A 25,467-nucleotide genomic window follows, 5' to 3' on the forward strand; every position below is an offset into this window, starting at 1 on the left:
CACTAGCGTGCCGGGAAGGCCTCCCGTGCCGGGCCCGGCTCGGCCCAGCAGTGGCCGCCCCGAAACTCGACGCCTGGGATGTCGTCGACGAGTCGGCTGATGTCCACGACGCTGGCCAGCGAGGCCGTCAGGTCGCCCCGCAACTCCGCAGCGGCCGTGTCGAGGTCGTCCTCCTCGGTGGACCAGTCGATCCCGGCAGATCGCAGATCGGCGACCGCGTGACCGGTCACAGCAGCCGGATCGGTGACCACCACGTCGACACGGCAGTACAGGTGCAGGATGACGGGCTCCGGCTGTTCGTCCACCCACGAATCATGGCGGGCGCGGTGCCAGGGGGAAAGCCGATTCCTCGGTGCTGGTGGTCCACCGAGCCACCAGCACCGACGCGGCTTCAGGCGGCGGCGATCACGTCCGTGGCCCGTAGGTCAGGCGGCGCAGGACGACCTCGGCAGGGCCGGGCTGCCGGCGTTTGTCGAGCTGACGGGCGATCAGAACGCTGGTGAGCCAGACGACCACCGCGATGATCAGACCGGCCACTGTGGGGCTGCCGGAGCGGTTGCCGAGGGCAAGCGTGAAGGGTGCCAGCAGGACGAGCCAGGCCACCGACTGGAAGAGGTAGCCCGACAGGGAGCGCTGGCCCAGGGCGGAGAGGGCGCCGACGACAGGGCCGTGCCGGGTGACCCGCATGGCGATCAAACCAAAAAGGGCCACGTAGCCCGGCCCGGCGAACATGCCGCTACCGCCGTGCAGCAGCAGGATCAAACTGGCCGCCGACTCGTCGACGTTCAGCCATCCGGCACTGAGCAGGGCAGCAGGTAGACCTCCGACGATGGCAGTGCCGAGGCCGAGGACGGCGGTCCACCGGAGCAGGGTCCGGTGCCGGGCCGGCTCTTCGAGGATGCGCCGGCGGGCGGCCCACATGCCCAGCCAGGCGATCATGATGAAGGGCAGGACGGTCAGCGTGTGCACCGGCCATTCGTCGAGGCGATCCAGCATGGCCGCGACGTAACCGGGGGCGGCGAGGGAGTCGACGTGGTCCGCCGGCAGCGGCACCGACCCACCCGATCCGCCGAGGATGCCGCGCAGCACCATGGCGCCGACGACCAGCATCTCGACCGCCGACAGCGCCCAGAGCACCAGCACGACGCGGTGGAACCTGTCGCCGCGGCGCAGCAGCAACAGGGTCATCGCGATCCCGACGATCCCGTACGCGCCGAGGAAGTCGCCGTAGTACAGCAACGCGGCGTGCGCGAACCCGAACACGACCAGCCAAAGGTTACGACGCAACAGCACGGCGCGGACCTGATTCGGGGTGGCACCGGAGGCGTCCTGGCGGGCGACGAGTTGGACGAGGCCGTAGCCGAACATCACGGCGAAGACCGGATAGCCGCGGGCATGGACGAGCTCGAAGAGCAGGAAGTTGAGGCCGCGATCGACGCCTTCCGGGGTGGCGTCGAGGCCCGGCTCGCCGGCGAAGACGACTCCGGCGACGTTGGCCAGCGCGATGATCAGCAGCATCGCTCCCCGGGCCAGGTCCGGCGCGAGGGCACGCTCGGCGCGCAGCACCGGCCCTCTCGAAGTCCGCAATGCGGTGTCGATGCCCATGGTCGTCTCCCCGTGACTCGGCTTTAGTTTCGGAGAGAAAGTATCATCCATACACTAATGCTGTCTGTCATGATGTGGACGTAACCTTCCGGGGCGAACGTGGGAGCCCATGACCAGCGACGATTTCGTTCCGGCGCCGCTGCGCCGGCTGTGGGGAATGTCAGAGTCGTCCCGTCTCGGACGGCCCGCGTCCCTCGACGTCAACGTGGTCGTCGCCGCCGCGGTGAAGATCGCCGACAGGGACGGGCTTGACGGGGTGACGCTTCCCAAGGTCGCCAAGAGTCTCGGCTTCACGAGCATGTCGCTCTACCGGCACGTCGGATCCAAGGACGAACTGCTCACCCTCATGGCCGACGCCGCACTGGGCCCACCGCCGGACATGGCCGCCCCCGACTGGCGGGAAGGGCTGCGCCGTTGGGCCTTCGCGCAGCGCGCGGTGTTCCAGCGTCGGCCGTGGCTGACGCGCGTGCCCGCCGCCGGACCCCCCTCCGGGCCACACCAGATCGCCTGGATGGAGGCCGCGCTGGCGATCATGTCCGGCACCCTCCTCGACTGGGCGCACAAGATCGGCGCGATGTCACTGATCAGCGGCTACGTGGTCCAGTCGGTACGGCAGTACAGCGAACTCGCCGAGGGCAGGGCCGACGGCCAGGGCCAGGCCGACGCCGAACGCGACTACGGCCGGGCGCTGGCGCGACTCGTCAACTCCGACCGCTTTCCCGAGACAGCCCGGCTGTTCTCCTCGACGCTGTTCGAGGCACCACCGTCCGACACCCCCGACGAGGCCATCGCCGACGCGGACTTCTCGCTCGGGCTGGAGTTGATCCTCGACGGCGTCGCGGTCCGGATCGCGCGCTCCGACCTCTGACCCGCACGCGTACTCTGCTCGGCCCGTCAGCAGCGCCGGGAGGTGAGCCGCATGCCTACGGCTCACCGGGGTACCGGAGCCGGAGGAGGTGGGCACGATGGCGGAGCAACCGCAGGTGACGTTCATTGGTACCGCGACGACGGTGCTGCGGATCGGCGGCTTCACCCTGTTGACCGACCCGAACTTCCTGCACCGGGGTCAGCGGGCGTACCTGGGCAAGGGTCTGTGGTCGCGCCGACGCACGGACCCGGCGCTGCGGATCGCCCAACTCCCAGAACTGGACGCGGTGGTCCTCTCTCACCTGCACGGCGACCACTTCGACCGGGTGGCCCGTCGGGAACTGGACCGCGAGCTGCCCATCGTCACCACCCCCGCGGCGGAGCGCAAGCTGCGCCGCTGGGGCTTCCAGGCCGCCCAGGGCCTGCCGACCTGGTCGTCCCGAGAGCTGCACCGCGACGGTACGACGCTACGGCTGACCTCGATGCCCGGGCAGCACGGCCCGGGCGCGCTGGACCTGCTGATGCCCGACGTGATGGGCACGATGATCGACGTGGAACGCTCCGGGCGGCGGGAGTTCCGGCTCTACGTCACCGGCGACACCCTCAACCGGCCGCTGCTCACCGCCATCCCCGAACGCTACCCGGACATCGACGCGATGCTGATCCACCTTGGCGGCACGAAGGTCGCCGGGATCCTGCTGACCATGGACGCCCGCCAGGGTGCGGACCTAGTGGAGCTGGTCCGTCCACAGCTGACCGTGCCGATCCACTACGACGACTACCCGGTCTTCCGCTCCCCGCTGGCGCACTTCGTCGACGAAGCCCGCCGCCGAGGTTGGGCACAGCAGGTACGCACCATCGCTCGCGGCGAGACCGTCCCGCTCACTCCGCCCGCCTGACCGCGCTGTGGGCTCCGGCGGCTCCCGGGCAGATGACAAAGAGCGGTATACCTCAGAGTCATATTCATACCCCAGAGTCATAACGCTGGCACCGCATACCTCGGCCCCCTTACCTGCCGGCAGGTCGCCGGAGTACGCGAATCGCCGCCTGCCGGCGAACCGGCGGCGGCGATCATTGACGGGCGCGAAGGTCAGCTTCGCTCGGAGATGGCCTCGATGAGGTCGCCGACCGGGCGCTCGGGGAGGGAACGGGCCACATCGGCCACCGCCACGATGCCCACCAGCTCGTGGCCATCGATCACCGGCAGCCGGCGTACCTTGTGCTGGCCCATGGTGCGCAGGATCTCGGCCGCGTCGTCGTCCGCGCCGATGGTCACCGCCTCACCCTGGGCCAGCTCACCGGCCGTCACGTTGGCCGGGTCGCGACCCTCGGCCAGCACCTTCACCACGATGTCGCGGTCGGTCAGCATGCCCTTGAGCCGGTTGTCGTCACCGCAGATCGGCAGAGCACCGACCCCCAACTCGGCCATCCGCTTCGCGGCCGAGTTCAGGTCGTCCTGCTCGCGGACACAGGTCACGTCGTTCGTCATGATCTCGCGTGCCGTAGGCATTGGTATGACACCTCACTTCCGGGGGTTGTTGCCGTTTCTCCTACCCCGGTCGGCGCCCGCCATGCCGCCCGCTGTGTGGTCACCGCTCGTCGGAGCGGAGAGGGCCCGTCGGCTAGCGTCACTGATCTGCATCGAAGCAATGTGGAGGCAAGGATGCCCGAACCAACTCGTGCGGTAAGGACTATGAGTGCGTCGCTGAAGCGATCGCCGCGACCGCCGGTTCCCGAACACGGAAGCCGTGAGTGCTGGTGGGCCGGAGGTACCACCATGCGAACCACACCGCCACGATCGCGGGCAACCCGTTACCGCTGACTTTGCCCAGCTCACGGGCACCGGGCGGTGCCCGATGAACCCGACCCGCTCGTCCAAACCGCCGGCGCGGTTCGCCAATGCGGAAGAGATCAACCCGTTCCAGCTCCTTCTCGATCTTCATGACCATGCCGTCGCTCGGACGCCGGAATCCGGACGCGTTGCCGTCCTGACGGAGCTGGCGTTGTCCGCTGCGGTGGTGTCCTGGTGGACTCGCTGGCAGCCCTCGACGATTCACTCCTCTCTACGGGCGGGCGCGGACCTGACGGACATCGCGAGAGCGACCGGTCTCGACGCGAGCGACGTCGCCCGGCGGTGGCGGCGATGGGCTGATATCCAGACGCGGCTGGACATTGGCGGACGTCCGTCCGTGGATCCCGTCGAGGTCCGGGCCATCGAACGTCGGCTCGGGCTGGGGGTGGTTCGATGACGCCGACCCGGCTTGCCCGAGACGTGAGCACGGTGGCGGTGGCCGGAATTGCTGCCTGGTCGTCGTGGAGTCGCATGGTCGCCGTGGCGTTGAGATTCGGTGAGCGTCCCGAGGTTGCCTACGTACTTCCGCTGTCGGTTGACGGGATGCTGGTTGTCGCGTCGGCGGCCATGGTCGAGGACCATCGCGCCGGTCGGAGGGTGCGCTGGTCGGCCCGGACGGCTTTCGCGGTTGGGGTGGCGGCCAGCGTGGCGGCGAACATCGCCGCCGCCGAGCCGAGCCTCGGCGCGCGGATCGTGGCGGCATGGCCAGCGGTCGCGCTGCTGCTGGTCGTAGAGGCCCCACGCAACGACCATCGAACGTCAGACGACGCCCGCCCGCGGCAACCGCTGGGCTTCGACGCTACGTCTGCGCTGCCACCGCAGTCGCGCCCGTCGGACTTCGCGACCGAGGCGAAGCAAGCTCAGCAGGCTAGGGGCGCCGACGGCCGGACGACGAGTCAGGTGGCGCCGCCCCTGCGGGGAACCGGGCGACGCAGGCAGATGACGGGGCGCGCGGAGCGGACGGCAGACGTCGTAGCCCGGCTGCGTGCCGAGCGTCCCCAGGCCAGCCTGGCGGAGTTGGCTCTGGCCGCAGGCGTGTCCGAACGTCATGTCCGACGCCTTGTGACGAAAAAGATTGTGGACGGACAGCCGGCAAAGAGCTCACCTTGACGTGCTGATGACCTTGGAGCGGCCTCCCAAAGTTCCGGTTCACCCCTCTCCGGCCTTACGAAATACGGCTTCGGGCTGCAACGGTCGGGACACGAAGAGTGGACCAAAGTCGCTACACTTCCCGGCTGTACCCAACGGCGACGGGGAGACGTGACGCGGTGCGCAAAGCGAATCTGGGCGTGTTCGGCGTAAGCCTGGGCGTCGTTGCCGCCACCATCGGCTGCGGAACCGCACCGGAGGCGCAACAGCCACCAGCCCAAGCGACCGCCAGCGCACCGAGCGAGCGGCCGACCTTCGACCCGCCGCGCACCTTCGACACGACTGATGCCACCTCGCTACCTGACAGCGCTTCGCTGTCGAAGATCAACCTGGGGGGACAACGCGTCGAGCCGCTACCAATGCGGCTCGAAGGGAAGCGCGTCTGGATCTCATCAGTGGACCGGTTGGAAATCGTTGACGTCACCTCCGGCACGGTCACCGGGACGCTGCGACCCGCGCACGAGCCTGCGCTGTCGCCGTCGACGCAGAACCCGTTCGTCGGCGGCAACCCCGCCCAACCGCCGGTGCTGGCCGACCTCAATGCGCAGCGCCGTGTGGTGACGGCTTTCGCCACCACCGCGCCTGGTCAAGGCACGACACCGCCGCGCCCGGTTATCGAAGTCCTCGCTGCTGATGTCGGCACCGGGCATGAGGCTCAACGCATCGAGATTGAGCCCAGTGACGACGACCAGCACACGTTAACCCGGAAGCACCCGGTCGTCGTCGGCGCGTACGGCCCCGTGGTCGTCGCCCAGGTCGGCACCGACACCGTTGCCGTGAACCTTGATGATCGACGCGAGGTCTGGCGCCGTCCGGACTTCGCCCTCGGAGCCGTCGCTGGCGATGTGGCGGTCGGTACTGACGCCAAGAACGCGGTGGCACGTGCGCTCGTCATCGACAGCGGTGCCGAGCGCTGGCATACCGGGCCGGCAGAGACGATCACCATTAAGCCGGGCAGTCCGAAAATCGTGACCGCGACCGGAGCATCGCGAGGACGCAAGCAGTTCTTCCGCCTCCTCGACGCCGCGACCGGCCGACTGCTGGACGAGTCAGCAGCCACCAGCAGCACTGCCTACAACATCACCTGCCTGCACGACGGCCGCAGCGTCACGATCTGCCAGAACCAACGCCAGGACTGGGCGGGCGCCTTCGACGACGGCGGGAAGTGGCTCTGGGAACTACCCGACAAGAAGGCAAACCGCATCGCCCCCACCGTCACGACCGCCTGGCACGGAGCTGTCTACGGCCGTACGGCGAACGGCCCCGTCATCGTCGACGCCCGCACCGGTGAGGACCGGGAAACCGCTCCCGGCCTCACACCGTGGCTCGTCAACGAACACGCCGCAGTCGCCAGCCCACCGGATGCCAGCGGCGGGGTGAAGCTCTACCGCGCCACCAGCTGACAGGTGTACGACCCGAGCCAGCCGTAGGTACTGCAGCCCTCGATGCCGTGGCTCAGCGATTGCCTTCGGTGCCCGTCAGTTCGTCTGTCCGGTCGGTAGATGCCGGCCGATGTAGCCGACATAGATCCGCCCGCTCTGCGCCGTATCGTCGTAATAGTGCATGCGAGGGCTGATCATCGCGAACTGAGCGATCTTGAAATGCGCACCCATGAAGACCTCGCCCGCCGCAATGACGGAGACCGGCACGGGTAGCACCCGCTTCCTCCAGAACGCCGGGTTGGTTCGAACCTCCTCGCTCTCGTCACGGGCGTGTCGTCGCGTCGGCCACTCGTGGCAGCCATCTGGAGTGTTCTCCAGGAAGCCATGCACGTCGCGAGCCGAGCGCCCGTCTACCTTCGCCGCTGCATAGTCCTGGAGCACCAACAACGCGTCCCAGGTCTTCGAAGCCCAGGCGCCCAGGGGGTCGTTGCTATCGAGTTCCTCAGCGCAGTCAGGATTGCCCGTGAACACGACGTGCTGGAGCCTTGGCAGCCAACGGAGCAAATCGCCGAAGCTGTCCGGCCGGGAGACGTCCGCTTCCGATGGCTGCGTCGTCCAGGCCACCTCTGCTTGCCCCATAGAGGCGAGCCGGTGGCGCAGCGTCCGTTCAGTCTCCGCAGACCGGGTCAGGCGGTCGACGACGTCCCTATTCTCGATCTGCTCATCATCCAGCTGCCATTTGACGTCGTGATAGGCCTTCTGCGTCTCATCGAGTTCGGCCTGGAGCTGCGCGAGTCGGGATGCGATGTCTTTCTGCGCCTCCTGCGATGAACGACCGACATCGATCAGGCGCACGATCTCGTCGATTCGGTCGACGGTCAGGTCATCGACCCCTACCTTGATCTTCAGGTAGTCCAGCAACATGCCTTGCTGCGCGCTGACGTCATCTTGTCGGCGATCGCTCTCTCGCGTCTCGACGGCCGACGCCTGGGGCTGCGACGGAACGAGCGATGGCCGCTTCGAACCGACATCGCCGAGCCGGTGCACCAGGATGTCGTCGGCGAGACGTTCCAGCATCCGGTGTACCCGTGCCACCGATGCGGGTAGCGGCTGTTCGAGAGCCTGAAGTTGGGCGTTGGATGCGAGGACTCTCGCGAGCCGGGGCTGTTCGTTGTCGTCGGCGATCCGTTCGGCGCTCAGCACTCGGTGCCGCAGTCCGTCGACGGCGGAGTCCGGTTGAACCTGAGAGCGATAGGTACGTAGCCGGCCGGGCAGTACGGCGTGGGCCTGGCCGAGCCGGGCGTTGAGTAACTGTGTGGCCTCCCCGTCCAGCACGTAGCACGAGGCCATGCCGATGGTGAACCGGGTCAGGTTGGCGATCCGGTTCGTCCATGGGACTGGAGGCAGCGAGTCGTCGTTGCCGGCGACGAAGACGACACCTCGCCGCTCGGTGTCGATGAGGGCTCGGTGGACCTCGTCGACTTCGTCTCCGCGGATGACGATTGGTCGCGTCGTGAGGCGTGCGGCACCGTCCCAGGCATCGATGATTTCGAGCATGGGCGCGAGAAAGCGGGGGGTGCCTGCGAGGCGGGGGCGGCTGCGTGAATCCTCGCTGTCGGGGTCGGGTGATTCAATGTCGATCCAGGCCCACGCCGCCCGCTCTTTCGCGTTGGGCGAGTGTACGGTCAGTTGGATGATCCACTGCCCGTCCGGCTTCGTTTCGACGATCCGTACGCGCGTTGATGTCGATCCATCCCGCCCCTCGTGCTGCAGCAGAAGGGCCCTGACGTTGTCGCCGATGGTCGCCCACCGATTCTCATGAAGCGCGAAAGGGTCCCAGCCCTTGGGGCCCGCTATCCAACGGTCGAGTTGTTCCCGTACCAGTGGCTGCAGATGATTCCGTTCGTGCTGGGTCGTGAACACAGACCTGAAACCGAGCATTTGCGCCATCCCGAGGGGTTAGAGGCGAGAGAGCTCCGCCGTACGCGTCGCCGCACTCGCTCGATGCGGCCCCGCTGACCTCCGCCTGCTACTCCAGCACCTGGCCTTGGTTCGGAAGCTGGAGTTGCAGCGGCGGTGTCGAGGTCGGCATCTGGACAAGGAGAGGTCAGTCCGCTTGCTTGTTGGTTACCGAGATGCGCCGTTGATCATGATGCGGATTCCAGGTCGTTGAGAAGCGCGTGTACAGGCGCCCAGCACATCCGCACCGTGTCCAGGTCGGGCACGAGCCCGTAGTCGATCTGGTGACGGGGGTGGACGAAGTTGCGATAGTCCCGGACCTTCTCCATGAAGTCCTTGGCGTCGGTCTGGACCCAATTCTTCCGATGCGCGTACTCGAGGAGCAGGTGAAGGCCCGCTCGTTCGGCCCGAACCCGTCGGCCGTTACGGTCGACCAGGCCGTTCCTGCGCACGGTCTCGTCGCGATCAGTCACCACGACGTGCAGCAGCCCTTCGACGAAGCTGCCGATGCCGATGATCGCCAGCGCGTAGGCCCCGTTGTTCTGGCAGATCGACGCTTCGTCGGCGCGCGCCATGAGGATGTCGACCGCCTTGCTGTTCCCAGTTAGGCGTCGCACCCGCTCGTGGAGGTCCGGCGGCGGCCCGTACAAGGGAACATCGCTACTCTGGCTGAGTTGACCGAGCACGGGGCGCCCGCCGATGTAGGTGATAGTGAGCTGTTCGGGAACCAGGAGGCGGTTCAGCTCTTGCGCGATCGGTTCGGCGGCCTCGACGCCGCCGTCGTACTCCAGCGGATCACCGATGCGACAGAGCAGCCGGTCGAGTGCGGCGGCATCGTCGGCATGGGAATTGAGTACTTCCGTCAGCCAGGGGATGCGCGGAGAGCCGTCGTACTGCGGTTCGCCAGGCCACCGGACCCGGTGCAGGAATCGCTCGATCTGCGTACCGGTCCGCTCGTAGGGACCGTCGACGTCGCAGATCAGGCGAGCGACGCGTTCCAGAGTGAGCGGGTCGAGGGCAATCATCAGGACACCTCCCGGTCGGCGCGCTGCTGCGCAATGTCGAGTGCTTCGGTCAGGCGCTGGAGGATGATTGAGCCCCGCTTACGGAAGCCGAGCTCGGTCATGGCCTCCTGGAGGCGCTCATCCCGATCACGCTGAAGCTGGTCGCTCACCAGCCAGGTGCAGATCTGTACCAGCTGTTCCCGCGTGTAGTCGGTGATCCGCAAACCGATCGGCACGTCGGGGCGTGGGCCACGGCGGGTCGCCGGCGGTGACGGTGGCTGAGCGGGCCGGCGGGCCGGCGGGCCGGGGTGGCTCCTCGCGGCGTGGTTGGCGCGGTCGACCGCCTGCTTCCAGCGGGCGACGAGCCGCGCTGTTTGGCCGGCTGGATCCACGTACCAGTCGGTCGACCAGACCCGGTGGAACTCCCACCCGAGTCGCTCCAGGTGCTGCTGGCGTAGCCGGTCCCGGTCCCGGGCGCTGTGTGCCTGGTGGTACGAATGACCGTCGGTCTCCACAGCGAGGACCATGCGGCCGGGCTGGTCTGGGTGGGCGAGGGCCAGGTCGATGCGGTAGCCGGAGACGCCCCACTGCGGCACGGCGTTGATGCCCTGCTGCTGGAGAGCCTTCAGCACGCTGCGTTCGAGGCCGTTTAGCTCGACCCCGGTGTGCTGTCGCGCGCCGAGGTCGCCGCCGAGGTCGACGAACTCCAGGTAGCGGCGGAGCAGTTCGGGTCCGCGGTTCCGTGTCGCCGCGGTCTGGTTCGGGTCCATATCGTGATGGGAGAAGGCGCTCACCACGGTCATCCGACTCCGCGCTCGAGTGACCGCGACGTTGAGGCGCCGCTCACCGCCCTCCTGGTTGAGCGGTCCGAAGCGCAGCGGAAGTCGGCCGTCTCGAGTCTTGGCGTAGCCGATGCTCAGGATGATGGCGTCCCGCTCGTCGCCCTGGACGTTTTCCAGGCTCTTGATGAAGAACCGCTGGCTCGCGGCCTGGTCCTGCGAGAAGAAGTCGTCGAGGTGCTCGTGCTCGCGGCGTCGGCTGCGCAGGGTCGCTTCAATCCGCAGGGCGTGCTTCTGCCCCATGGTGATGACGCCGAGGCTCTCGTCTGGTCGCTGCTCGGCGTGCTCGAGAATCAACTCAACCGCTCTGTTGACCTCCTCGGTTGATGAACCGCCCTGCCCGGGGGCGACACGGCCGTCCACCGTCTCCAAGCGCAGCGGACTGCCAACCTGAACGCCAGGGAACGTGACGAGGGACCGGTTGTAGATCTCGACGTTCGAGAATGCGATCAGACGCTCGTCTCGACTGCGGTAGTGCCAGGTCAAGCGGAACCGGTCTGAGATGAGGCCACCGAGGACGTCAAGAATGGACTCGTAGTCCTCGAGACTCTCGTCGCCGAGATCATCGTCTTCGCCAGCCGGGCTCTGCTGAACGAGGCGCCGGAAGAACGGCGTGGGTGGGAGCTGCTTCGGGTCGCCGGCCACGACGAGTTGAGTGCCACGCATGATCGAAGCGACCGCGTCGTGCGGCTCGATCTGGCTCGCCTCGTCAAAGATCACCACGTCGAACGACCGCTCGGCCGGCAGGATGCGGCTGACCACCAGTGGTGACATGGCCCAGCACGGGAAGGCGGCGAGGAGCACCTCCGGTGCGCTGCTGAGTAGCTTCCGAAGAGAGAGGTGCCGGCTCTTCTTCGCTGCCTCCCGCCGGACGAGGCCGTTCTGGTCGGGATAGGCGTCTCGGGCCTTCCGGAGGTTGACTGCGACGTTGCGGCGCACGTGCCGGGCGGCCATCTCAATGTGCCGGCTGTCCGCCACACGGAAGTCCTGGACCACTGCGGCATGCTGCTGCCCGACGAACTGACCGAGGTACGGGACCCGCATGCGCATCTCGTCGAGGACCACCTGCAACCAGGACCGCAGCAGCGTGGCGGCTGCCTCGTCGCTCGAGACCTGCCGGGTGGCCAGGTCATCGAGCATGCGGCTCAGTCCCAACGAGCGGAACAGCTGCTGCTGTTTGTTCAGGTCGGGCATCAGGAACAACGTCTCGCGGTCGGCGTTCAACTCGGCGAGAGTGTTGGTCGCGGTGGTGGTGGTTCCACGCTCAAGACCGTCGATTCGGGCACATGCCGCCACCGCGGCGAGGTGGTTCCGCACCTGGGTGAAGGACGACATGCACAGGTCGGCGCCGGCCAGAGCAGTGGGTGCGCTGTCCCGACGGCTGAGCTTCCGCCACCGCTCACGCTGGTCCACTGCAGCGACGAGGCCCCGGTACATCTCGGTTCGCTTCCGGGGAGCGGCCGGACAGGTTCGCCTCAGCTCGCGGCGCAGTTGGAACCGGCGGAAGATCCCGAGCGGCTCCGGCCGGCGCGGCCGGGATCGCCCTGGCGCTGTCGCGTAAAGGAAGTCGTCCAGATCCGGGCCGAAGACCTGCTCGCCGTAGCTGGCGATGGTGCGGTCGACCTCGCTGAGCAGGTCGAACAGGTCCCTCCAGGCAGCGAGGTCGTCCGGTACGTCCAGCCCCGCCCGGTCGACCAAGTTCCGGATCTGGCGCTGTGCGCCCTGCAGGGCACCGGACGCGAGTTCGTCGAGATGCACCAGCACCTTGCCGACATCGTCTGGGGTGCGGATGGCAGCCTTCGCCCACGGCGACTCCCCGCGCCAGATCCTCAGGCCGCCACGATCCACGAACGTCCGAAGGTCCTCCCGCGCGGACTCGAGCCTCGATCGGTCGAGATTCCGCAGCTCGGATGCGCGCAGGTTGTAGCCGCTGACGTCGCAAGTCGGAAGCGCGAGGAGCTGCTCGATGACCTGAAAAGCGCTCGCCCCCCAGGGTTGCCGTACCTCGTGCAGCTCGGCCGGATGCCGTTTTGCTGCGGCCCGGCGGCTCTGTAGGCGGCGGTGCAGTTCGTCGGTGTCGACGGGTGGTTCGGTGCCGGCTTGGGTAAGGACGTTGGCGATGCGCTGGGCGACCTGCCGCTTGCTGATCTTGCGGTCATGCAGGTCGAATACCAGGTTGTCGAGCCCGACGTCGCCAAGGCGGTTCATCACCGCTTCGATGGCAGCCCGCTTCTCGGAGACGAACAGCACGCTGCGGCCCATCGCGGCCATGTACGCGATGATGTTCGCGATCGTCTGGCTCTTACCCGTGCCGGGTGGACCCTCGATGACCACATGCCGGCCGGACAGCACCGCGTCGATCGCTGACTGCTGAGAGGAGTCCGCGTCGTGGACCAAGAACTCCTTGGCCGGATCGATCCGATCGGTACTGGAGCTGGACCCCTGAGCTTGCTCAGTGCGCAGCTGTTGCCGAGCGTCGCGGTCGCCCGCCATTGCGCCGATCACCGGATGTGATGCGAGCAGCTCGGCCGAGTTGCGCAGGTCCTCGACCATGGGCAGCTTGTCGAAGCTGAAGACGCCGGCAACCACCGCGGGCTCGAGCCTGAGAGACAGGCCGCTGGGCGCGGCGGCCTCGGCGATCAGCTCGTATGCAGCACTGAGCTGCTGGTCCGGGTCAGCGATCTCAGACAACATCGCGCTCAGCTTGTCGCCAAGGGCGCTGATGTCCGCCTCCACGCCGTACTGCCGTTCTAGCGCGTAAAGGAGAACGGGATTGATCTCGGGTAATTCCGGCAGCTCCAGCGTGAAGTCGTTCTCGGTCGCCGTTCTGCTGTCCAGCGCAAGCTGCTGCAGGATCAGTGGTGCCCGCAGCGGTTGCATCGGCACGGAGCCGCGGGTGTAGGGACCGACCATGCAGAGCAGGCCGCGGGTCACCCAACCGGCCTGGATGCCCTGTTCCTCCTCCAACTCGACCAGCTTCCGGCGGAGGCTGCGGGCAGTGTTGCAGGCGGTGTTGTGCCGGTCCTGGTCCGGGAACAGTGTCCGCAGGCGAACTTTCTGCCCCCGGAGCAGGTCAGCGACCACGCCGGGAGCCGCGTCAGTGAGATCGAGGGTGGTGGTCTGTCGCTCCTTGGAGTAGAGCAGCGTGTTGCGTGGGCCGAAGTCGATCAATTGGTCCGCCCACCGGCCAGCGGCCTGTTCAACGAGGTGGAGTACATCCGGTTGGGTCAACAGCATCTCGTCTCCAAGTCAGTCGACGTACACCAGTGCTGATCCGCCGGGCCGTCGGCCCGAGGCAAAGCCCTCCAGGATAGGGCGCAAGGCACGTTCATCTATGCATCGGATTTCCGACACCGACGTCATCGGGACGACCCCACTCAGTAACCTCGACCTCCTCGCCTGAAGTACCGTCGTGCCCTGTCGGCTCATCGAGCAGGCCGGGACGTTGCAGCGCCGGGGCGCGGCTCGGCGCAGATTGACGCCAACTCGCACAGGTGCTGCGTGGCGCGGGGAGAGGCCGTAGCAGGCGATTTTCGCCGAAACTGGGCCCTCGATGCATCAATAAAGGAAGCCAGGCGTCAGCGGGAAACGACGGCCGGCGGCTTCGGCGGCTCCTGTGCGCGGAGGAAGTTGGTGGCATCGACGGTGGCGCTGATTAGGGCGCACGTCGTCGCGGTGAGGGCGAACCAGAACGCCACGGTGCTCTTCCAGTCCTCGTCCTCGTCGCCTCCGCTGCCGGCGTGTCACCACGCCACGTACGACGCCTCATCGCCACCGAACCCACGAGCACCGACACCGACACCGACGACAAGCTCGGGAGGAAAGGCATGATCAGCACCTGGCACAGGAACACCAAAACAACAGGTCGCCGCCCGCGCATCAGTAGTTGACACGTTCGACGACCGCCTGATCGGGATCCGCTCCGCCGGCCAGTTCGCGAAACTGATGAGCTGGGCGCCCCTCCGACACTTCGATCACCGCCGCTACCGAAGTTGTGGCAGCGGCACGACTACCCAGCCGCTGCTGCCCTCCCAACGGACCCGGATCTCGCTCATCTCCGGCAGTTCGCCTGCGGTGATCACCCAAAATCCAACCGACTGGCCCGGGTTGAACCGCGACGCCTTCGACGTCTGATGCTCAGTCAGCCGCATCAGCCCGCCGTCGCCATCGATCTCGACCGACACAGCCGGCTCCGTGCCCACGTTGCGCAGCGGGTAGCTGTTCGGCCCGCAAGGCAGGACGATGAGTTCCACCGTGATGGTGGAACGTTCACGGTGCGTTAGCGGAGAACCCTGATCGCGTTGACCACAGGGTTCTTGGTCGTTCCGGCAGAGGCCGGGGCTGCATGCTATGCCGGGTCGTCAGGCAGGTCGGACGGCGTGACGTCGATCTTGTGGGTCAGCAGGGCGTCCAACAGCGCCGCGCGCGCGGTCTGGGCTCGAGCCACCTCGTCCGACGTCGCTCGCACCTGCCGGTCGATGGTATCCATCGTGTCGGCGATCTCCTTCTGCGTGTCAGGCAGCGGAACCGGAACGGTCAACCGCTCGAGCGCGTCTTTGGAGACCCGAACGACCTTGGTGTTCGAGATAACGGCCGGCAGCTGCGCACGAAACCCAGGAGACGCGAACACGTAGGACACAAACCGGGGCTCCAGCTCGTGTTCGAAGATGTACGCGTCGTCATGCACGGCCACGTCTTCTTCGCCGAGCCAGGCAACAGCCTTCAGCACCCCGTCGAAGTTCTCGCTGGTGCCGGCGATCACGAGGTCACCCGGTGTGGCGAACCGTAGTTTGGGGCGCATCCCCTCCGGCAGCCAGGAGTGGACCTCGTCGGTGTGCGCGCCGAAGTCCGTGTGGATTTGCGAGTAGTGGATGCAGCCAATGCCGCTGTCGACATAGTCCGACTTGATGAATCGCTTACCCCGAGTCACGGAGCCGAGTTTGCCTATCGGCTTGTCGGTCCACGAGTCATCCCGTCGCCGCAACAGCTCGTCGAGCAGGGCCGTCCGGGCTGCCGCTACGGCTTCCACCTCGGCCAGCAACGCGTTGATGACGGTGTCGACAGCGGTGATGACCTCGAGGATGCGCCCCTGCACCTCCAGCGGCGGACAAGCGACCTCCAGCCGAAGGAAGTCGGCCTCCTTCAGCCGGTTCCGGCTCACGGCAGCTGATCCAGACGACAGGCTTAGTGCCTTGGCCGCGAAGACAGGCGACGAGCAGTAGAGGGCGAGGAACTCGGGGGTGGCCTGCGCGGTGTCCACCTCGAACTGGGGGAACTCATTCGAGACCACGACTCCGTCGTAGTCGTCCGTGACGACCGCGAACGACTGCTTCCAGGCAAACAGCCGGTTGTAGATCAGCAGGCCCGGCTTCAGCGCGTAGCACTTCCCCTTGACTGCGGAGCCCTTGCGCTCCTCGCGCACAAACAGACCGTCGCCGTACCAGCGCACGCCCGCGAATCGAACGGTGTCGTCGTCGTCAGGCGTGACCTGTTCCGGAACGTGCTGGGTGACCAGCCGCTCAAGAGGAACAGAGTGCCACTCAGTCATCGAAGCCGCCGATGCCTGCGGCCGACAGCACCGCCGCCATCGCCGCCTGGGCTTCCTCGCGGACAGCACGCGCTTCCTGCCAGTCGGCGATCGCCGTGTCCAGGTCGTGCGACTGCGTCTGCGGCCAAGGGTTCTGCCGGACGCCGCGCGGCATGAACCGGCCGGCATCGTCGAAGACCGGCGTGCGCCAGGACCGGGCCTCTCGGTCTTCCAAACCGTCACGGATGGCGCGCTGGACGTTCGCGGCGATGCCGCCCCAGCGGCCGGTGTCCCGGCGTCCGTGCGCGAGCTGCACCTCGTGCCCGTCGTCCTCCATATCGACGAAAGTCACGAGGGCGTCATGGTCGTGACCGTTGCTCGTCTTGATGAAGCCGAAGATCGACGTCTTCACACCGCGCTTCTGCTCGAAGAAGAGCTGCTGGGGCATGTCGATGACGAAGTCGAGGCGAGCACGCTCGAGGATCGCGAGAGAGGCCTTCTGGTTCGAGTTCTTCGACAGCGTGTTGTTCGGCATGATGATGACCAGCCGACCGCCCTCTTCGAGATACTCAATCGCCGACATCGTGAAGTTGATCGGGTTGTCGTTCTCGTACGGCGGGTTGATGACGCACTTGGTCGACTTCAGGCCCTTGATGTAATCGCGGAACTTCTCATCCCGCTTGGCCACCGCGAACGACTTGCCGCGCGTGATGAGCGAATCGCGGTAGAGCAGGTTCGACCGGCCGTCGCCATGGAGAAACATGTTCGAGCAGGCGAGAGCGAACAGAATTGCGTCCAGCTCCAGCCCGATCAGCTGGTGCTCGTGGATGCGCTCGATCTTCTGCTCGTCGCCGTGGGCCTTGTCGACGAGTTGCTCCATAGCGTCCATAAGGAAGCCGCCGGAGCCCATGCAGGTGTCAAGGGCGACATCATCGCGCTCCAGCCGGGCCAGACCGACCATGAAGGTCTTGATGTGGTCGGGCGTCAGGATGATGTTCTTGTTGTCCATCTTGCCGGCGCGCGACAGGAAGATCTTGTACGCGCGGCCAAGGATGTCCCGCTTCACCGAGCGCTTGGACGGCTGGTGCACCCGCTCGTCAATCTCGCCGATGATTTCCTTATACTCGTTGAGCGGGATGTCGACGGTCTTCACGAACGCGAAGCGGTCGCGCCAGTCGATCTGCTTCGACTCGGAGTTGACCTTCTTCTCCAGCTGACGGGTGACAGCTTCGACAATCTGATCGTTGAGATACCTGGCCCCGACCAGCCGGTCGTCCTCGGGCTTGCCGACCGACTTATAGACGTTGCGGAACGGCTCGTCGTCGAGCGCGATCATCAGCGCCGAGAAGAACAGCGAGCGCTCGGTGTCCCGCACCCGCGAGTCCCGGTGGAACCGCTCGTTGAGCCGCCGCAGGAAGCGCCGCAGCTCGGTGTCGGAGAGCGGATCGCCGATGGCCGCAGCTTCGTAGCGGTTGGCGAGCGCTTTCAGGCTTACCAGGCTCTGCATGCCTTCGAGCTCTTCAATCTCGTCGCTGTCGCCTTTGCGCAGCAGATGCGTGACACGCAGGCTCTTGAGGGTCTGGCCGGAGACGGCGATGCCGACGATGTCGGTGTGGGGAACAGCGTTGTTGGTCATGTAGCTGCGCAATTCGGTCAGGGCAGCGGCGTGATCCGACCGCGGCCCGGGCTCGCCGGACTTGGCCTCGACGACGATGAGCCACGAGCCCATGTCTTTAAAGAAGTCCGGGAAGCCGTCGTCGGTCGACCCCTTGCGTTTGGACCGGAAGCCGAACTTCCTCGGGATGTCACGCTTCTCGACGAACGTCGAGGCCCCGTAGAACTCGCGGAACAGGTTCTCCGTGGTGCTCTCTGCCATGGCCAGCTCCTACTTCTTCCCCTCACACGTTGAAGCGGAACATAGAGCCGCTGCCCTGCCACCAGCTGCAACGGCACCCACTCCGGCTCACACGGCGCCTGAGCTTCGCACGACTAGTCACTAATCGACAACGTTTGAGAGAGTCCTGTGTCCCCTGTGCGCCCCCCGCGCGCGTGCCTGATCCCTCCTGGCCAATGATCACCGAAACTTATCGCACCTGGTTCGCGCGGCGGCTCCGTACCCCAGACAGGCAAACTCGTCCTGTCGTGATATTCCTCTGCGCGAACTGTCAGAGGGCGGCCAAGCCGCCGGGTCGGCCGGACCGAGCGGCGAGCGCTGACGCCCGAGGAAGCCAAGACGCTGTTGTCGGTGCTGACCGGGGACCGGTTGGAGTCGTTGTTCGTCCTGGCGCTGGCGACCGGGCTGAACTGCTGGGCCTGCGGTGGTCAGATGTCGACCTGCCGGGAAGGGCGCTGTTCGTTCGGCAGATGCTCCAACGGACGGATCGCGGGTTGGAGTTCGTGCCACCGAAGACGCACCGGTCAGCCCGCCCGCTGCCGCTGTCGGCGTTGGCCGTCCGGGCGTTGGAGGCACAGCGCGTACGCCAGGCCAAGGATCGGCTCGCCGCCGGGGAGGTGTGGTCGGATCTGGGCCTGGTCTTCGCCAGCACCATCGGCACCGCGATTGAGCCGCGGAACGCCAACCGGCGCTTCGAGCAGCTGCGCGCGGCGGCGGGGCTGGATTGGCTGCACCTGCACGACCTGCGGCACGCCTCCGCCACGTTCATGCTCGACCAGGGCGAGGAGCTGCGGACGGTGATGGAGCTGCTTGGGCACTCCACGATCCGGATGACGGCCGACACCTACGGCCACGTTCTGCCGGCGCGGGCCCGTCAGGCTGCCTCGGCCATTGACCGGATTCTCGGCCAAGAGGGGACGGCGTGACCGGCTTGGCTGTACGAATGGCTGTACTCGGACCGAGATCAACCGAAGAAAGTGGTGGTGGAGCCCAGGGGACTCGAACCCCTAACCCCTGCCTTGCAAAGGCAGTGCTCTGCCAGTTGAGCTAGGGCCCCGTGGGTGGACCTTGGCGACGACCGCTCGTCGCCGGGCCGAGCGTCAGCGCAGGTCGGGCGCGGTGGTCGCCTCGTGCCACAGGGCACGCTCGTCGTTCGACGCCTTGATCTTGTTGAACACGACGGCGGCCACACCGACGACGCCAGCCAGAATCAGCAGCTTCTTGAACATGGGGCGACCCCTCGCGCTCGACTACCGTCGGACGACATGCGGTGGGGCTAGATGGAATCGAACCATCGACCTCAGAGTTATCAGCTCTGCGCTCTAACCGACTGAGCTATAGCCCCGCGTTGCGACGAGCAAGATTAACCCATCCGCTCCGCCGGCCCCAAATCGGGGTCCGAGCTTGCGAGCCGGGCCCGTCGCCGCCTGCAAAACCTACCCGAGTACGGGACGCCGGAGCGACCGCATTAAGCGGTGCCCCGGCGTCCCGGTCACTCAGTCCCGCTCGGCGAGCGTCAGCTCGATCCCGCCGACCAGGTCGGCGCAGACGTTGTAGACGAACGCGCCCAGGGTGGCCAGCGCGGTGAACAGCACCACGTTGACCAGGCCAATCAGCGCCGAGCTGAGAATCACGCCCTTGGCGGTGATCTGGAAGCCGCTGGTGCTCTGGCCGCCGCCGGCGTTGACCAGGTCACTCAGGCTCTCGTTGACGCTCTGGAACACACCCATCGCGTCCAGCGCCAGGTAGAGCACCGAGGTGGCGACCACCACGACGATGAAGAGCACCACCGACACCGCGAATGCGAACTTCATCACGGACCACGGGTCGATCCGCTTGAGGTTCAGCCGGGCCCGGCGCGGTCCGCGGGAGGCGGCCGAGCTGACCGACGTACGCGCCGCACGCACCGCGTCACCGACGCGGGCTGCGCCGACGGCCGACGCGTTGCCGATCCCCGGTGGCAGGCCACCGCCGCTGGCCGGGCGACCGGCGGTGGCGGACGTACGCGCCGCTTCCGGCTGCGGCTGGGTCATCCCGGGTGTGATCCGCGGCTGGGTGCCGGTGGACCCGGTTGACGCCGCCTGACCGGGCCGGAGACCGATCGGCTGGGTGGTCGCCGGACGTGCCGAGGGTGCCGCCGCCGGACCCGGAGGATTGGCGGCGGCCGGCGTCGGTGCCTCGGCGCTGGGCGTCTCGGTCTTGTCGCTGGACTCGCCATCTTCGCCTGGCTGTTCCGGCGGCGGTGTCATACCTGGAGCCCTGGTGAACTTCGGGGCAGGCGCGTCGGCGGGGACCGTCGCCCGGCCCACGGCCGCGCGGCCGGTCGCTGGTGTGCCGCCCTTGGCGGCCTCCTCGTCGACCGGTTTGGCCGAGGTCCCCGAGTTCCCCGACTTCGCCTGTGTCTCCGTCATTCAACTAGTCCTGTTCGTCAGGCTCGTCGGCATTGCGAGCAATCGCCACGATAGTCACGCCGTCCGGGAGGTCCATCAGCTTGACCCCCATTGTGTTCCGGTCACGCGTACGCCGTACAGGCTTCACCGGAGTCCGAATGACACCACCGTTGCTGGTGATCGCGAACAGCTCGTCATCCGGATCGATCACCACCGCGCCAACCAGACCACCACGCCGTTCGGTGATCTTTGCAGTCAACACGCCCTTACCTCCCCGGCCCTGCACCGGGTATTCCTCGATCGGGGTTCGCTTCGCGTATCCCCCGTTCGTGGCCACCAGAACGTCCAAACCTTCCCGCACGACTTCCATGGCGAGCAGGACGTCGTCGTCCGTGAAGCGCATGCCGATCACACCCGAGGTGGCCCGGCCCATCGGCCGCAGCGCCTCGTCCGAGGCGTTGAACCGGATCGCCTGTGCCTTCTTCGAGACCAGCAGCAGGTCGTTCTCCGGCCCAACCAGGGCAGCACCGACCAGCTCGTCCTCATCGCGCAGGTTGATCGCGATGATGCCGCCGGTACGGTTGGAGTCGAACTCCTCGAGCCGCGTCTTCTTCACCAGGCCGTTCTTCGTGGCCAGTACCAGATAGGGGGCTACCTGGTAGTTCGGGATCTCAATGATCTGCGCGATCTGCTCGTCGGGTAGGAAGGCGAGCAGATTGGCCACGTGTTGGCCCTTGGCTACCCTACTGGCCTCCGGCAACTCGTACGCCTTGGCCCGGTAGACGCGGCCCTTGTTCGTGAAGAACAAGATCCAGTCGTGGGTCGAGCAGACGAAGAAGTGGCTGACGATGTCGTCCTGCCGCAGCGTGGCGCCACTGACGCCCTTACCGCCGCGCCGCTGCGAGCGGTACAGATCGACCTTGGTCCGCTTGGCGTACCCGGTGCGGGTGATCGTGACGACCACGTCCTCGCGGGCGATGAGGTCCTCCATCGAGACCTCGCCGTCGAACGGGATGATCTGCGTCCGCCGGTCGTCGCCCCACTTGGTGACGATCTCGCCCAGCTCCTCCGAGACGATCTTCCGCTGCCGCTCGGGCTTGGCGAGGATGTCCTTGAGGTCGGCGATCTCGATCTCGAGCTTCGCCAGGTCGTCGATGATCCGCTGCCGCTCCAGGGCGGCCAGCCGGCGCAGCTGCATGTCCAGGATCGCGGTCGCCTGGATCTCGTCGATCTCGAGCAGCCGGATCAGGCCCTGCCGGGCGTCGTCCACTGTCGGCGAGCGCCGGATCAGGGCGATCACCTCGTCCAGCGCGTCCAGCGCCTTGCCCAGGCCGCGCAGGATGTGTGCCCGCTCCTCGGCCTTGCGCAGCCGGAACGCCGTCCGCCGGCGGATCACGTCGATCTGGTGCTCGACGTAGTAGCGGATGAACTGGGCCAGGTTGAGCGTGCGCGGCACCCCGTCGACCAGGGCCAGCATGTTGGCGCCGAAGGTCTCCTGGAGCTGGGTGTGCTTGTAGAGGTTGTTCAGCACGACCTTCGCGACGGCATCGCGCTTGAGCACCAGCACGATTCGCATGCCGGTACGCCCGGAAGACTCGTCGCGGATGTCGGCGATCCCGGCGAGCTTGCCCTCCTTGATCAGCTCGGCGATGCGCTCGGCGAGGTTGTCCGGGTTGACCTGGTAGGGCAGCTCGCTGACGACCAGGCAGGGCCGGCCCCGCTTGTCCTCCTCGACCTCCACCACTGCGCGCATCCGGATCGAGCCGCGACCGGTGCGGTACGCGTCCTGGATCGCGGTGGTGCCGACGATCAGGCCGTGGGTCGGGAAGTCCGGGCCCTTGACGATGCCGAGCAGGGCTTCGAGGGTGGTCTCCTCGTCCTCCTCCGGGTGCTCCAGGCACCACTGCACCGCCGCGCCGATCTCCCGCAGGTTGTGCGGCGGGATCTTGGTGGCCATGCCGACCGCGATGCCCTCGGAGCCGTTCACCAGGAGGTTGGGGATCCGCGACGGCAGGATGGTGGGCTCCTTGGCCCGGCCGTCGTAGTTGTCCTGCAGGTCGACGGTGTCCTCGTCGATGTCCCGCAGCATCTCCATGGCGAGGGGGTCGAGCTTGCACTCGGTGTATCGCATGGCGGCGGCCGGGTCGTTACCCGGGGAGCCGAAGTTGCCGTTGCCGTCGACCAGCGGGTACCGCAGCGACCAGGGCTGTGCCATCCGGACCAACGCGTCGTAGATCGCCGAGTCGCCGTGCGGGTGGAACTGACCCATCACGTCGCCGACGACCCGGGAGCACTTCACGTAGCCGCGGTCCGGCCGGTAGCCGGAGTCGAACATCGCGTAGAGGATCTTGCGGTGGACCGGCTTGAGGCCGTCCCGGACGTCCGGCAGCGCGCGACCGACGATGACGCTCATCGCGTAGTCGAGGTAGGAGCGCTGCATCTCCACCTCGAGCCCGACCGGTTCGATCCGGTCGTGCGCGACCACCGCGGCGATGGCCTCGGCGGGGACCTCGGGCTCGTTCGGTGTGGACTCGGGAGAATCGGTCACTGTATACCCTTATCAGACTCAGAGTCGTTTTCGTGCTGTGGATAACCGCTGTGGATAGAGGTCAAGCTGTGGATAACTCTGTGGACCGGTGAGTCGGCCGGGCACTGCCCGGCCGACCCACCGCAGCCCGTCAGATGTCCAGGAACCGCACGTCCTTGGCGTTGCGCTGGATGAACGACCGGCGCGCCTCGACGTCCTCACCCATCAGCACACTGAACAACTCGTCGGCGGTCGCCGCGTCGTCGAGAGTGACCTGACGCAGGGTGCGCGTCGCCGGGTTCATAGTGGTTTCCCACAGCTCGGGATAGTTCATCTCGCCGAGGCCCTTGAAGCGCTGGATGTCATCCGGCTTGGCGTTCGGCTTCTTCTGCTGGCGCAGCGCGATCAGACCGTCCCGCTCGCGGTCGGAGTACGCGTACTGGGCGTCGTCGCCCTTCTTGTTCCACTTGATCTTGTAAAGCGGCGGGGCGGCCAAATAGACGTGCCCCATCTCGACCAGCGGACGCATGAAGCGGAACAGCAGGGTGAGCAGCAGCGTCTGGATGTGCTGGCCGTCGACGTCCGCGTCGGCCATCAGCACCACCTTGTGGTACCGCAGCTTCTCCATGTCGAAGTCGTCGTGGATGCCGGTGCCCAGCGCGGTGATCAGCGCCTGGACCTCGTTGTTCTTCAGCACCCGGTCGATTCGGGCCTTCTCCACGTTGAGGATCTTGCCGCGGATCGGCAGGATCGCCTGGGTCCGTGGGTCGCGACCCTGCTTCGCCGAGCCGCCGGCCGAGTCACCCTCGACGATGAACACCTCGGACTCGCGGGGGTCGGTCGACTGGCAGTCGGCCAGCTTGCCCGGCATCGAGCCGGACTCCAGCAGCGACTTGCGCCGGGCCAGCTTGCGCGCCTGCTGGGCGGCGATCCGGGCGCGGGCCGCCTGGGACGCCTTCGTGATGATCATCTTGGCCTCGGCCGGGTTGCGGTCGAACCAGTCGACCAGACGGTCGTTGCAGACCCGCTGCACGAAGCTCTTCACCGGGGTGTTGCCCAGCTTGGTCTTGGTCTGACCCTCGAACTGCGGGTTGGCCAGCTTGACCGAGATGATCGCCGCGAGCCCTTCGCGGATGTCCTCGCCGGAAAGCTTCTCGTCGCCCTTGAGCAGCTTCTTGTCGGTGCCGTACCGGTTGACCACGCTGGTCAGCGCGGACCGGAAGCCCTCCTCGTGGGTGCCACCCTCGTGGGTGTTGATCGTGTTGGCGAAGGTGTAGACCGACTCGCCGTACGACTCGTTCCACTGCATGGCGATCTCGAGGGACATGCCCTCCTCTTCGGCCTCGAACTCGACCACGGTCTTGTGGATCGGGCTCTTCGAGGCGTTGAGGTGCCGGACGAAGTCCGCAATGCCGCCCTCGTAATAGAAGGTCACCTCGCGCTGCCGGCCGTCCTCCTCCTCGGCCACCCGCTCGTCGAGCAGGTGGATGCGCAGGGCGCGGTTGAGGAAGGCCATCTCCTGCAGGCGTCGGTAGATGGTCTGGAAGTCGAAGTCGACGGTCTCGAAGACGTCGGGGTCGGGCCAGAAGGAAACTGCCGAGCCGGTGCGGTCGGTGGCCTCGCCCTTCTCCAGCGGGCTCGGCTTGGAGTTGGTGTAGTGCTGCCGCCACACGGAGCCGGACTTGTGGATCTCGACGAACATCTTGGTGGAGAGCGCGTTGACCACGGAGACACCGACGCCGTGCAGACCGCCGGAGACCGCGTACGCCTTGCCGTCGAACTTGCCACCCGCGTGCAGGATGGTCAACGCGACCTCGACACCGGGCTTCTTGAGCTTCGGGTGGAGGTCGACCGGGAAACCACGGCCGTTGTCGGTGACCCGGACGCCGCCGTCGGCGAGCAGCACCACGTCGATGGTGTCGCAGTATCCGGCCAGCGCCTCGTCGACCGCGTTGTCGACGACCTCCCAGACGAGGTGGTGCAGACCGCGCTCGCCGGTGGACCCGATATACATACCGGGCCGCTTGCGAACCGCCTCCAGCCCCTCGAGAACGGTGATCGACTCTGCGCCGTACTCCTGCTTGTCCTGCGCTGCCACCCTCGGCCACTTTCTCGCGTCAGCCGCGCCGGTAGGGCGCGTCGGGCGCGGGTTCGGCGGACAGGACGCGACGTCGGCGCGCGGACCGGCGCCGGAGACCTCCGGACAGCGGGTCGAACGCGCCGGTCGCCGCGGTTGCCCGCGGATCGCGATCGGCTCGACCCGACGTGGAGAATGAATCTGGGCCCACCGGCCCCGTCCCACTCCCGCACCGGGTCTTCGTCTCACCGTCAATCCTACTGTGCGCGGAGGACAGAACCACCACTCGGCACCCTCAGCGAGGCGGCTGAGAAGTCCATAGCCGGCAGAACCCCGTCGCCCACGACTCCCCCCACACGCCAAGCCCTGATCGCACGCGCCGCCCCGGAACGGGT

The 25,467-nt window shown here is 66.9% G+C and carries 19 protein-coding genes and 2 tRNA genes; 6 read left to right on the plus strand and 15 right to left on the minus strand.

Annotated features, from left to right (window positions below; genetic code table 11):
• Nucleotides 1-2: 2 nt before the first annotated feature.
• Both ACIA47_RS10320 and ACIA47_RS10325 read right to left on the minus strand, forming a co-directional pair.
• Nucleotides 3-305: a hypothetical protein gene (locus tag ACIA47_RS10320; RefSeq protein ID WP_396707022.1), complete on the minus strand. Its 303-nt coding sequence runs from the start codon at nt 303-305 to the stop codon at nt 3-5.
• 100 nt (nt 306-405) lie between these two features.
• A complete protein-coding gene (locus ACIA47_RS10325) occupies nt 406-1,605 on the minus strand; it encodes a DUF418 domain-containing protein (RefSeq protein ID WP_203121715.1) in 1,200 nt (399 codons plus the stop codon).
• A 109-nt stretch (nt 1,606-1,714) separates the two neighbouring features.
• Between ACIA47_RS10325 and ACIA47_RS10330 the strand changes: the two genes are divergently transcribed.
• Together ACIA47_RS10330 and ACIA47_RS10335 are read left to right on the plus strand one after the other, a co-directional pair.
• The gene (locus ACIA47_RS10330) at nt 1,715-2,473 is read left to right on the plus strand and encodes a TetR/AcrR family transcriptional regulator (RefSeq protein WP_203121714.1); all 759 of its coding nucleotides are present in this window, start codon (nt 1,715-1,717) and stop codon (nt 2,471-2,473) included.
• A 97-nt stretch (nt 2,474-2,570) separates the two neighbouring features.
• Nucleotides 2,571-3,371, plus strand: coding sequence for an MBL fold metallo-hydrolase (locus ACIA47_RS10335; RefSeq protein ID WP_396707024.1), 801 nt, complete (start codon nt 2,571-2,573; stop codon nt 3,369-3,371).
• Between the two features lie 191 nt (nt 3,372-3,562).
• Here ACIA47_RS10335 and ACIA47_RS10340 read toward each other — a convergent pair whose 3' ends face one another.
• Nucleotides 3,563-3,982 carry a CBS domain-containing protein gene (locus ACIA47_RS10340; RefSeq protein WP_396707026.1) on the minus strand — a complete coding sequence of 140 codons (420 nt, stop codon included), beginning with the start codon at nt 3,980-3,982 and terminating at the stop codon, nt 3,563-3,565.
• A 346-nt stretch (nt 3,983-4,328) separates the two neighbouring features.
• Between ACIA47_RS10340 and ACIA47_RS10345 the strand changes: the two genes are divergently transcribed.
• From ACIA47_RS10345 to ACIA47_RS10355, 3 genes are all read left to right on the plus strand, one after another.
• Nucleotides 4,329-4,721: a hypothetical protein gene (locus ACIA47_RS10345; RefSeq protein WP_396707028.1), complete on the plus strand. Its 393-nt coding sequence runs from the start codon at nt 4,329-4,331 to the stop codon at nt 4,719-4,721.
• Nucleotides 4,718-5,434 (plus strand): DUF2637 domain-containing protein, encoded by a 717-nt coding sequence (locus ACIA47_RS10350; RefSeq protein WP_396707030.1) that lies wholly within the window; start codon nt 4,718-4,720, stop codon nt 5,432-5,434. The genes ACIA47_RS10345 and ACIA47_RS10350 overlap by 4 nt, the downstream gene beginning before the upstream one ends.
• A 158-nt stretch (nt 5,435-5,592) precedes the next feature.
• Nucleotides 5,593-6,876 (plus strand): hypothetical protein, encoded by a 1,284-nt coding sequence (locus tag ACIA47_RS10355; protein WP_396707032.1) that lies wholly within the window; start codon nt 5,593-5,595, stop codon nt 6,874-6,876.
• Between the two features lie 75 nt (nt 6,877-6,951).
• On the opposite strand, the gene ACIA47_RS10360 is transcribed toward ACIA47_RS10355, so the two are convergent.
• The 6 genes from ACIA47_RS10360 to ACIA47_RS10385 form a co-directional block, all read right to left on the minus strand.
• Nucleotides 6,952-8,805 (minus strand): hypothetical protein, encoded by a 1,854-nt coding sequence (locus tag ACIA47_RS10360; protein ID WP_396707034.1) that lies wholly within the window; start codon nt 8,803-8,805, stop codon nt 6,952-6,954.
• Between the two features lie 197 nt (nt 8,806-9,002).
• The gene (locus ACIA47_RS10365) at nt 9,003-9,839 is read right to left on the minus strand and encodes a hypothetical protein (protein ID WP_396707036.1); all 837 of its coding nucleotides are present in this window, start codon (nt 9,837-9,839) and stop codon (nt 9,003-9,005) included.
• Nucleotides 9,839-13,894 carry an AAA domain-containing protein gene (locus ACIA47_RS10370; protein WP_396707038.1) on the minus strand — a complete coding sequence of 1,352 codons (4,056 nt, stop codon included), beginning with the start codon at nt 13,892-13,894 and terminating at the stop codon, nt 9,839-9,841. The genes ACIA47_RS10365 and ACIA47_RS10370 overlap by 1 nt, the downstream gene beginning before the upstream one ends.
• A 746-nt stretch (nt 13,895-14,640) precedes the next feature.
• Nucleotides 14,641-14,910 carry a hypothetical protein gene (locus tag ACIA47_RS10375; RefSeq protein ID WP_396707040.1) on the minus strand — a complete coding sequence of 90 codons (270 nt, stop codon included), beginning with the start codon at nt 14,908-14,910 and terminating at the stop codon, nt 14,641-14,643.
• A gap of 95 nt (nt 14,911-15,005) precedes the next feature.
• Nucleotides 15,006-16,205, minus strand: a complete 1,200-nt coding sequence (locus tag ACIA47_RS10380) for a restriction endonuclease subunit S (RefSeq protein WP_396707042.1) — start codon at nt 16,203-16,205, stop codon at nt 15,006-15,008.
• A complete protein-coding gene (locus ACIA47_RS10385; protein ID WP_396707044.1) occupies nt 16,198-18,060 on the minus strand; it encodes a class I SAM-dependent DNA methyltransferase in 1,863 nt (620 codons plus the stop codon). Before ACIA47_RS10385 ends, ACIA47_RS10380 begins: the two co-directional genes overlap by 8 nt.
• Nucleotides 18,061-18,254: 194 nt before the next feature.
• On the opposite strand from ACIA47_RS10385, the gene ACIA47_RS10390 reads away from it, so the two are divergent.
• Nucleotides 18,255-19,004, plus strand: a complete 750-nt coding sequence (locus tag ACIA47_RS10390) for a site-specific integrase (protein ID WP_396707046.1) — start codon at nt 18,255-18,257, stop codon at nt 19,002-19,004.
• 55 nt (nt 19,005-19,059) lie between these two features.
• On the opposite strand, the gene ACIA47_RS10395 is transcribed toward ACIA47_RS10390, so the two are convergent.
• From ACIA47_RS10395 to gyrB, 6 genes are all read right to left on the minus strand, one after another.
• Nucleotides 19,060-19,135 (minus strand) — tRNA-Ala (locus tag ACIA47_RS10395).
• A gap of 43 nt (nt 19,136-19,178) precedes the next feature.
• Nucleotides 19,179-19,307, minus strand: coding sequence for a DLW-39 family protein (locus ACIA47_RS10400; protein ID WP_209444550.1), 129 nt, complete (start codon nt 19,305-19,307; stop codon nt 19,179-19,181).
• 42 nt (nt 19,308-19,349) lie between these two features.
• A tRNA-Ile gene (locus ACIA47_RS10405) sits at nt 19,350-19,423 on the minus strand.
• 151 nt (nt 19,424-19,574) lie between these two features.
• On the minus strand, nt 19,575-20,489 hold the full coding sequence (locus ACIA47_RS10410; protein WP_396707049.1) for a DUF3566 domain-containing protein: 915 nt from the start codon (nt 20,487-20,489) through the stop codon (nt 19,575-19,577).
• 4 nt (nt 20,490-20,493) lie between these two features.
• Complete coding sequence (gene gyrA, locus ACIA47_RS10415) at nt 20,494-23,016, minus strand: DNA gyrase subunit A (protein ID WP_203122994.1); 2,523 nt, start codon at nt 23,014-23,016, stop codon at nt 20,494-20,496.
• Nucleotides 23,017-23,146: 130 nt separating this feature from the next.
• Entirely contained in the window at nt 23,147-25,093 is a 1,947-nt protein-coding gene (gene gyrB / locus ACIA47_RS10420) for a DNA topoisomerase (ATP-hydrolyzing) subunit B (RefSeq protein WP_203122992.1), read from the minus strand.
• Nucleotides 25,094-25,467 lie beyond the last annotated feature (374 nt).

Source organism: Micromonospora sp. NPDC051227 (genome assembly GCF_044455385.1).
Taxonomy (GTDB): domain Bacteria; phylum Actinomycetota; class Actinomycetes; order Mycobacteriales; family Micromonosporaceae; genus Micromonospora.

Excerpts from the sequence above, each read along its gene's own strand:
- ACIA47_RS10370 (WP_396707038.1), bottom strand. The coding sequence starts at position 13,894 with ATGCTGTTGACCCAACCGGATGTACTCCACCTCGTTGAACAGGCCGCT.
- ACIA47_RS10380 (WP_396707042.1), bottom strand. The coding sequence starts at position 16,205 with ATGACTGAGTGGCACTCTGTTCCTCTTGAGCGGCTGGTCACCCAGCAC.
- ACIA47_RS10360 (WP_396707034.1), bottom strand. The coding sequence starts at position 8,805 with ATGGCGCAAATGCTCGGTTTCAGGTCTGTGTTCACGACCCAGCACGAA.
- ACIA47_RS10410 (WP_396707049.1), bottom strand. The coding sequence starts at position 20,489 with ATGACGGAGACACAGGCGAAGTCGGGGAACTCGGGGACCTCGGCCAAA.
- ACIA47_RS10390 (WP_396707046.1), top strand. The coding sequence starts at position 18,255 with ATGATCACCGAAACTTATCGCACCTGGTTCGCGCGGCGGCTCCGTACC.
- ACIA47_RS10340 (WP_396707026.1), bottom strand. The coding sequence starts at position 3,982 with ATGCCTACGGCACGCGAGATCATGACGAACGACGTGACCTGTGTCCGC.
- ACIA47_RS10330 (WP_203121714.1), top strand. The coding sequence starts at position 1,715 with ATGACCAGCGACGATTTCGTTCCGGCGCCGCTGCGCCGGCTGTGGGGA.
- ACIA47_RS10365 (WP_396707036.1), bottom strand. The coding sequence starts at position 9,839 with ATGATTGCCCTCGACCCGCTCACTCTGGAACGCGTCGCTCGCCTGATC.
- ACIA47_RS10335 (WP_396707024.1), top strand. The coding sequence starts at position 2,571 with ATGGCGGAGCAACCGCAGGTGACGTTCATTGGTACCGCGACGACGGTG.
- ACIA47_RS10325 (WP_203121715.1), bottom strand. The coding sequence starts at position 1,605 with ATGGGCATCGACACCGCATTGCGGACTTCGAGAGGGCCGGTGCTGCGC.
- ACIA47_RS10345 (WP_396707028.1), top strand. The coding sequence starts at position 4,329 with ATGAACCCGACCCGCTCGTCCAAACCGCCGGCGCGGTTCGCCAATGCG.
- ACIA47_RS10385 (WP_396707044.1), bottom strand. The coding sequence starts at position 18,060 with ATGGCAGAGAGCACCACGGAGAACCTGTTCCGCGAGTTCTACGGGGCC.
- ACIA47_RS10350 (WP_396707030.1), top strand. The coding sequence starts at position 4,718 with ATGACGCCGACCCGGCTTGCCCGAGACGTGAGCACGGTGGCGGTGGCC.
- ACIA47_RS10400 (WP_209444550.1), bottom strand. The coding sequence starts at position 19,307 with ATGTTCAAGAAGCTGCTGATTCTGGCTGGCGTCGTCGGTGTGGCCGCC.